The sequence below is a fragment of the Devosia insulae DS-56 genome, from assembly GCF_000970465.2.
GTDB classification, from domain to species: domain Bacteria; phylum Pseudomonadota; class Alphaproteobacteria; order Rhizobiales; family Devosiaceae; genus Devosia_A; species Devosia_A insulae.
In genome coordinates this window covers 1-2,075 of sequence record NZ_LAJE02000147.1, presented here as the reverse complement: position 1 = coordinate 2,075, position 2,075 = coordinate 1, and the positions used below count along the sequence as shown (strand labels likewise).

The following is a 2,075-nucleotide window of genomic DNA, read 5'->3' as shown; positions in this document are numbered from 1 at the left end:
TGGTGAGGAGGGGACGGAGACAGCGGTGAGGACGACGGGATGGGGCGGCGGCAGCGTCAGAGGGGGAGAAGGGGCAGCCGATGCACCCCCTCCCTCAATCCCTCCCCTCAAGGGGGAGGGAGGCGATCGCATCACCCCCAGCGAACCAGGGAGCTTCCCCGGACCGCCTAGCTGCTCAGATGGCCGGTCACGTCATCGGGTGCTTCCACGACGCGCTGCCACTTCACCGATTTGATCTCCCAGGCCGGATCGATCGCCTGCAGGTCTTTGAGCAGGCCCGGCAGGTGGCCGGCGCCATAGGTGATGTAGATCAGCTGGTGCGTGTCCTTGGCGATGCGGTCGGCCAGCGCCCGGTTGCGATAGTCGAGGATCACCGGATCGAGCGGCGACGGCGTCTCCGGACGGCCGAGCGTCCAGGTGAGGAAGCCGCGGCAGGCATAGCCGGCGATCCGCTTCTGATCGGGGGTGCCGCCATCGAGCAGGTTGATGACCGACGACAGGCCTTCCGAAGAGCCGGTCTTTGCCGCGGCCTCGGCCTTGGCCGGCTGCACCTGCGCCGCGAGGCCTGGGTCCGCCGCGACCAGCCGCTCGTATTCGTGCATCATATCGGCGGTGCTGACATCCGCCGCGACGTGCCGCTCCGGGCGCGCCGCCATATCGGCCTGAAGCAACTGGAAGTAGTCGAGCTGGAATTTCAGCCCGCACACGTCCGACAGCGTCTTGTAGTTGGCCGACAGGTCGCCGCCGCCGGCCAGGGTGTCATTGAACCACTTGTCGCCGTCCGGGGAACCCCGCACACCTTCGTAGTAGATCACATAGCCATCGCTCAGCGCCTTCTCGAGGTCGTAGACCACACCCTTGTAGAACGGCTCCGAGCCCACATGCATCATGCCCTGGAACACCACGGTCTTGGTGCCGTTCGAAAGCGTCGCCTGTGGCACGGTCAGCGGCTTGAGGCTGGTGAGCACCGCCGCGTAGTAGATCGGCACGGCCAGCCCGATGCCAAGGACGAACAGCGTGCCGAACACCGCCTTGCCGTAGCTGACGAAAAACGGTTGCCGGCGCTGCCCGCGAAACACCAGCCGGATCAGCCAGGCGACCAGCAGCCCGAGGAGCAGCGCGGCGACCACCAGCCCGGCGACGACCAGCCAGCTGACCTCGAGCAGCAGAGGCAACCCGAGCAGGAAGCCGGCCAGCAGCAGGAACCACAGGATGGCCGAGATGCGTAGCTTCCACCGCGCTCCGAACGGAACGGGAGTCGTCGTCGCATCTGCCATTTGTATTGCCCCGTTATTGCCAAGCCCGGACTATGCCAGTTCGGCGCCAGCCTGCCAGCAGAATTGTGGAAGCAACCTTAGGGATTTAGGACCGCGCCGCGCCGATCAGCGCAGGCCGGCTTCCTCGAGCAGGCCGAGGCGCTTGGCATCGTAATAATAGCCGCGGGCATAAAACCGCACTGCGCCATCCGAGTTGTAGCCGGCGGTGATATAGGCGCCGCGCAGATACTTCACCGCATATTTGAGGTTGGTCTCGGCATCGAGCAGGCCCGAGGCGCTGCCGCCATAGCCCATCGAGCGCGCCGTATCGTGCCGGATCTGCATCAGTCCGTAATATGGCCCGTTGCGCGCGCCCGGGTTGAAGCCGCTCTCGCGCTGCACCACGCGGCGCACCAGCGATTCCGGCACGTCGTAGACCATGGCGTATTTCGAGATCAGCCCATCGACCCCGCTCGACGAAGTGCGGGCCGGCGCCTCGGCAAAAGCCAGCGGCACGAAGGCCTCGCCCTCGCTTTCGGGCTGCGCTTCCGGCACCGGTGCAATCGCCGCGATCGCCTTGGGCGAGGCCGGCTTGAACCCCGGCAACCCGGCCATCGAGCAGCCCGCCACCAGCCCGGCGAGGACAGGCACAACGAGCGTGAGGCGCACAACGCGCGAAAGAGCAGGGGCCCTGAACATAAAGTCTCTATTAACAGAAGCTTTTGCGCGGGGGAACCCGGGGCGAAATGGGCGGCATTTGAGGGGTTCGGAGCCACGAGAGTGGCTGACAGGCCGGGGCGGAAAGAGCACCCCCACCCC

At 66.1% G+C, this 2,075-nt stretch carries 1 protein-coding gene and 1 pseudogene; both read right to left on the bottom strand.

Going from position 1 to position 2,075, the window contains the following annotated elements; all coding sequences use genetic code 11:
- Positions 1 to 167 precede the first annotated feature (167 nt).
- Positions 168 to 1,277: a hypothetical protein gene (locus VW23_RS08500; protein WP_084645774.1), complete on the bottom strand. Its 1,110-nt coding sequence runs from the start codon at positions 1,275 to 1,277 to the stop codon at positions 168 to 170.
- A 105-nt stretch (positions 1,278 to 1,382) separates the two neighbouring features.
- Positions 1,383 to 1,724 (bottom strand): annotated as a pseudogene (locus tag VW23_RS08495) (transglycosylase SLT domain-containing protein); the annotation flags it as partial.
- Positions 1,725 to 2,075 lie beyond the last annotated feature (351 nt).